Origin of the sequence: Exiguobacterium sp. A1_3_1 (assembly GCF_048985645.1) — a bacterium.
GTDB lineage: Bacteria > Bacillota > Bacilli > Exiguobacteriales > Exiguobacteriaceae > Exiguobacterium_A > Exiguobacterium_A indicum.
In genome coordinates, this window is sequence record NZ_WBYY01000193.1 from 1 (window position 1) to 5774 (window position 5774).

At 51.0% G+C, this 5774-nt stretch carries 5 protein-coding genes; 2 read left to right on the forward strand and 3 right to left on the reverse strand.

The annotated features are described in order from the left end of the window. Positions 1-108 precede the first annotated feature (108 nt). The gene (locus F8N00_RS15690; RefSeq protein ID WP_421018539.1) at positions 109-2484 is read left to right on the forward strand and encodes a TIM-barrel domain-containing protein; all 2376 of its coding nucleotides are present in this window, start codon (positions 109-111) and stop codon (positions 2482-2484) included. A 75-nt stretch (positions 2485-2559) separates the two neighbouring features. Here F8N00_RS15690 and F8N00_RS15695 read toward each other — a convergent pair whose 3' ends face one another. The 3 genes from F8N00_RS15695 to F8N00_RS15705 all read right to left on the reverse strand — a co-directional run bounded on the left by F8N00_RS15695 (position 2560) and on the right by F8N00_RS15705 (position 4740). After that, entirely contained in the window at positions 2560-3354 is a 795-nt protein-coding gene (locus F8N00_RS15695; protein WP_421018540.1) for an SMI1/KNR4 family protein, read from the reverse strand. A 105-nt stretch (positions 3355-3459) separates the two neighbouring features. Next, a complete protein-coding gene (locus tag F8N00_RS15700; protein WP_075642144.1) occupies positions 3460-4041 on the reverse strand; it encodes a DUF1643 domain-containing protein in 582 nt (193 codons plus the stop codon). A gap of 15 nt (positions 4042-4056) precedes the next feature. Further along, positions 4057-4740 (reverse strand): lytic transglycosylase domain-containing protein, encoded by a 684-nt coding sequence (locus F8N00_RS15705; protein WP_035397942.1) that lies wholly within the window; start codon positions 4738-4740, stop codon positions 4057-4059. 107 nt (positions 4741-4847) lie between these two features. Here F8N00_RS15705 and F8N00_RS15710 point away from each other — a divergent pair, with 107 nt between their 5' ends. After that, positions 4848-5522: a CPBP family intramembrane glutamic endopeptidase gene (locus F8N00_RS15710; protein WP_421018541.1), complete on the forward strand. Its 675-nt coding sequence runs from the start codon at positions 4848-4850 to the stop codon at positions 5520-5522. Positions 5523-5774: the final 252 nt, after the last annotated feature.

Sequence of the window (5774 nt, forward strand, 5' to 3'; positions counted from 1 at the left end):
GGGGCTCGGAGATGTGTATAAGAGACAGCTCTTATACACTAGATGTGTAATCGGTTGCACACTACTTAGCCTGGAAGGAAGTGAAAGGGGCGCAAGTCCCGAACCCGTATGCGAACAATTGATGAATCCCATTTCTACACGCGCGACATGAAACCTCAAGCACGACCAGACGCCATCATCCAAGGAGATGTCTACCGTTTCACGGTCTTGACGAGTCGGATGATCCGACTTGAGTACGCGGCGGATGGACAATTCGAGGATCGACCGACCCAAACGGTCTTCAATCGCGATTTTCCGGTACCTGCTTACCGCATCGTCGAAAACGAGGAAGAATTGCAAATCATCACCGAGCACGTCCATCTGCATTATACGAAGGGACCGTTCGCTGCGAACACACTCTATATCGATGTCCTAGGGAACTTCAGTACCTACTACAGCCGCTATACGTTCGGCGGACCGCTCCGGACGTTAAAAGGAACGGCACGGACGCTTGATCATGCGGACGGCGTCATCCCACTTGAAGAAGGGATTCTCTCCCGGCAAGGTTACGCGGCGATCGACGACTCGAACGCGTTCGTTCTGACGGAAGACCACTTCGTCGAACCGCGACGCTCCGGGACGCATGATATCTATTACTTCGGATACGGTCACGACTACAAACAGGCACTGCGTGACTTCTACCACCTGACAGGACCGACGCCGATGTTACCACGTCAGGTACTCGGCAACTGGTGGAGTCGCTACTGGCGTTATAGTGAGAAGGAATACAAGGATTTGATGACGCGCTTCAAGACAGAAGACATTCCGTTCTCGGTCAGTGTCATCGATATGGACTGGCACGTCACCGATATCCCGGAACGCTACGGAAGTGGCTGGACGGGCTATACGTGGAACCGTGATCTATTCCCGGATCCACGCGGCTTCTTGCAATGGTTGAAGGACGACGACCGGATGGTCACGCTCAACTTGCACCCGGCGGACGGTGTGCGTGGATTTGAGGAAGCCTACGAGGCGATGGCAGTCGCGATGGGCGTCGATCCTGAATCGGATGTCCGGATCCCGTTTGATTTCTCGGATCGAACGTTCATCGAGAACTACTTCACGAAGCTACATCATCCGCATGAGGCAGATGGCGTCGACTTCTGGTGGATCGATTGGCAACAGGGCGCGAACTCGAAGATGAAAGGGCTTGATCCGCTCTGGATGCTCAATCATTATCACGCGCTTGATATTGCTCGCGACGGCAATCGACCGTTGATTTTCTCGCGTTACGCGGGACCCGGAAGTCATCGTTATCCGGTCGGTTTCTCAGGCGATACGATCATCTCGTGGGCATCGCTCCAATTCCAGCCGTACTTCACGGCGACAGCGTCGAACATCGGTTATGGATGGTGGAGTCATGACATCGGGGGACACCAACGCGGGGAGAAAGATGACGAGTTATCGACACGTTGGCTCCAGTATGGCGTCTTCAGTCCGATCATGCGTCTGCACAGTACGATGAGCATCTTCAACGGGAAAGAACCATGGCGTTATTCAACCGATGCGGCGAACGTCATGAAGAAATATCTGCAACTAAGGCACCAGCTCGTGCCGTACATCTATACGATGAATGCCCGCAATCATTTTGACGGCTTGCCACTCGTCTCACCGATGTATTATGAGCATCCGGAAGACGATCAAGCGTATAACGTCCCGAATCAGTTCTACTTCGGAACAGAACTGATCGTTGCGCCGATGGTCACACCGATGCACCGGAAACTGCACATGACGGCGACGACAGCGTGGTTACCGGAAGGGGAATGGTTCGATTTCTTCAATGGGCACCGGTACCGTGGCGGCAAACAGATTCGTCTGTTCCGTTATCTCGAAGACCAAGGCGTCCTCGCAAAAGCCGGTGCGATCGTGCCGCTCGGTCGTCATCTCGAACAGTCGAACGCCCTGCATAATCCGGACGATCTCGAAGTCGTCGTCTTCCCAGGAGCATCGAATCGCTTTACGTTATTTGAAGACGATAGCACGGGTGTCGCGCACCGCGACGGTGTCAATGTCGAGACGACGTTTGCGCTCGACTGGGAAGCACGTGAGCTGACGATCGCGGCACCAACCGGACACCGTGACTTACTACCGGAAAACCGGTCGATTACGTTGATCTTACGTGGAGTCCGTGAAGGATACGTTCAGCGCGACGGAGAGAGTGTTACCGGTGTCTATGATCATGCGACGCAGTCCCTTCGTGTCGAACTCGGTGAAGTGACCGATACGATCACGTTGTCGCTTCAAGTCGAGATCTCAACGAACGAGAACAAGATGGACCGGTTGTATGCGTTCCTCGACCAAGCGGAAATCAGCTATGATTTAAAGGATCGTCTCTACCGTCTATTGTCACAAAAGCTCGACCCGGTCAACATGATGCACCAGTTGCAAGCACTCGAACTCGAGAAGGATCTCGTCGATTGTCTGCTTGAGTTGATGTTGTCTTAAACGATTGGATAGATATGCGAAAAAGCCAGTATTCGTCATCCGAATGGACGAGGAATACTGGCTTTATGGTTTAGGTCAAAACTCTTCCTCATCGTCGATCCGAGACAATATATCTTCTGCATCGAGATCATCCTCTTTACTGAGAATCAAGGCCGTGACGTCGGCTCGTTTCTGTTCTAACAATTCCGGGTTGTTCGTCAAGACTTCCATGAGGTAATACGCATAGGAGTCAAGGAAATCAGGATGGTCGTTTCGTTCAATCAGTGTCATGAACGCTTCAACGAGTTCTTCCTGTTCTTCATCGAGAATCATCCAGTGGGAGTAGGCGAGGAGCTTTTCATTTTCGTCATCTCCACGAAGGATATCCTTGATTTCGGGTAGCGTCAGCAGTACGAATTCTGACATGACAACTTCCGGAACATCAGTACTTAGCTTCGTTAACCACTCGTCATAGGTCGCTGCGACGAAATGTGTCGTCTCATCTGAAATATCGAGGCACCAGACAGTCGGCTCGGCGGCTTCCGTGAAGTGGAAGTACCAAAAATAGCTACCTTCTCCTTCCGCGAACATCATGACGCTTCCCTCGACGTCCCATTCCCGGAGGATCGACAATTCGTCTAGATACCGTTCGAATGTCAATGACGACATGGAGCGGAGTGGGAGATGCAATCCAGTTTCTTCGTCCGACCATGTATTCTCGAATTCGACCATCACGGCCATGGCTTCCGGAGCACCGCCGTTTTGTTCCCGGATTTGTTCGAGGTAACGGGCAGGGAGTCGACCGTTAACGGCTTGCTCGATTCGTTTAATGTCTGTTTCATTGACTGAAATCATCGTTTCTTCTTGTAACTCTTCATCCCAAAATGGCATCGTATGACCTTCCTTGCTATGTAATATGTAGACCTTGATTATACGGGAAGCTGATGGAAAATGTTTCAAAAAAAGACCCTTTCCGTTATGGAAGGGTCTATTGTGTCATTTACGACGCAATTTTTTCGCTTTTTGTTTCATGTCGTTATACGTGATCATCGGGCTATCGTCCATCGTCAAGCGTAGATGGTTCGGTTCGCCTTTGTTCGTGATGCCGGAGCAATAGAGGATGTCGGCATACTGCTCAAACAGTTCCTCATATGCCGGCAGGTGGTGCATCAGGCGACCAGGCGATCCCCAGCCACAGAGGACGACGCCATTTTTTGCTTTGACTTCAGCAAGTGTCTTCGCGACGAATTCATAGTTCATCTCATCGAAGCTCGCTTGCGCGAACGGCAGATCCTCGCTGACGAGCAGGTCCGGCATCAAACTGATGATGTCATATTGCTTAACAGGATCACTGACATATTTCTTCATCAAATTGTACGCACGTTGTGTCGTCGTTCCAGAGAGAAAGGCGTCCGTCGTCCGTGGTGTGTAGATTAAAGCGGCGACGTGCGTACCTTCTGCGATGTCGTCAAAGATGTAGCTGCGTAAATAGCGTTTCGTCTTGTCTCGATCAAACGTCGTCTGGACGCGGATCGACGATTCCTCAATCAAGAGTTCGGAAGAATCGGCTGGTGTCATGGGTGGTGCCTCCTTTTAATTGGTCAAACGTGAGCTGATGCGAAGGAAGAACGCGAGTGTCTTCTTCTTGAGATCGAGGTCGTTCGCATCGATCGCCTCGACGTGTTGCTGGTAACGATCATATTGGGCGAGCACGTCAGAAACATATTGTTCACTGCGATTGTATTCAAACAGTGCTGTCGCGAGCGTGTCTCGGTCCGATGTCTTCGTAACATCGTGTTGTTTCAGGTATTTCGCTGCCGTGTGGGCGCTGTCGACGAGACTCGTTGGGTCAGCTTTGCCGTCGCCGTCCGCGTCGACTCCGAGACCACCATATTTTTTGATGGCTTCCGGATCCGTGACGTCGATGCCGTCATGCTCGATGTCACCGAGCGACGTGCCGCCTTTGTATCCCCAACCGACCCATGTTTTCGGCATGAATTGGAACGGGCCGATGGCGCCAACGGACGATTGCATCGCTGACGAGTTTGAGAAGATCGTCTCGACGCGATGAATGGAGGCGAGGAGCTTCCAGTCGATGCCGTAACGTGCCGCGGCTTGTTCGTAGATGTCGATGTTCTCGGCAGGTACGCCATGCTGTCCATAATACGTACGATACATTTCATTTTGAACACGTTCCCGATTTTGCCAGTAGATGAAACTACTGACGATGAGGGCGAACAGTACGAACAAGATGCTGATTCGAAAAACTTTTCGCATATTGTTCTCTCCTCTGTATAGGATTCCACTGAATGGTATCATATTTTAGTAGGGTCTAATAGCACTTTCTGTGACGGGAGTGTGGAATCAAAAAAGGAGTCGAAGTCATGTATCTCTTCGTAAATGGATTTTTACTCGGATTGCTCGTCGTCCTTTCAATCATCGCAGCGGTCCGTCCGGTCGATTTGACGATCGTTCCTCGCAAGGAATTCTACCCCTCGATGGTCCAGTCGAGCGGTATCTTATGTCTGTTGCTCGTCGGTGGAACGCTGATTAGCGGTACGCTGTTACCGGAAATCGGCTTGACGTTTTTTGTCCCAAGTGGACCAATCTGGTACGCGACGATCGGACTGATCGTCTTTCTCTGTATCGTCTTGCTTTTGACAGCGACCGTTCCAGCGTTTCGCAAACGTTTGTTGCCGCTCTATCAAAGTGAGGCGGAACGACTGATTCTGCCGCGAACAAAAGAGGAGCGAACCGGGTTCCAAATGGTCGCGCTGATGGCAGGAGTGACGGAAGAGTTGATCTATCGCGGGTTTCTCTTTCATACGCTCGGATTATTTTTACCGTTTTCAGACGTTAGCTTTGTCTGGATCGGTGCCATCCTGTTCGGGATTGCCCATCGTTATCAAGGGTGGTTCGCGATTCTCGTGACGGGGCTGATCGGGGCGGGGTTCGGCTACTTGTATCTAGCGCTCGAGACACTCTGGCCGCTGATCATCATCCATGTCTTGATTGATCTCGTTGCCGTCTACGTCTACAAGGACGATGTTAATTCCTGACATCGTCAAAAAGCGTTGAGTTTGATAGACTGAATGTCAAGCGAAGTCATCGTTTAAATTGGTCAAGTTGACGGTTGCAGAATAGGTCAAATGACAGGTAGAATGAGAAGGTAAACGCTTACACATCAAAAGGAGATGGATGAAACCATGCGAACGATCACTTCCACTGGCGAGCGAAAGAAGACGAGTTGGGCATTGAATATCGGCAATCAGCCACATTTGATGATGGATGGTGTGACAGAACAAACGCTT

Bases quoted from the DNA above. Each gene is read 5' to 3' on its own strand.
- F8N00_RS15690 (WP_421018539.1), top strand. From the start codon at position 109: ATGCGAACAATTGATGAATCCCATTTCTACACGCGCGACATGAAACCT.
- F8N00_RS15695 (WP_421018540.1), bottom strand. From the start codon at position 3,354: ATGCCATTTTGGGATGAAGAGTTACAAGAAGAAACGATGATTTCAGTC.
- F8N00_RS15700 (WP_075642144.1), bottom strand. From the start codon at position 4,041: ATGACACCAGCCGATTCTTCCGAACTCTTGATTGAGGAATCGTCGATC.
- F8N00_RS15705 (WP_035397942.1), bottom strand. From the start codon at position 4,740: ATGCGAAAAGTTTTTCGAATCAGCATCTTGTTCGTACTGTTCGCCCTC.
- F8N00_RS15710 (WP_421018541.1), top strand. From the start codon at position 4,848: ATGTATCTCTTCGTAAATGGATTTTTACTCGGATTGCTCGTCGTCCTT.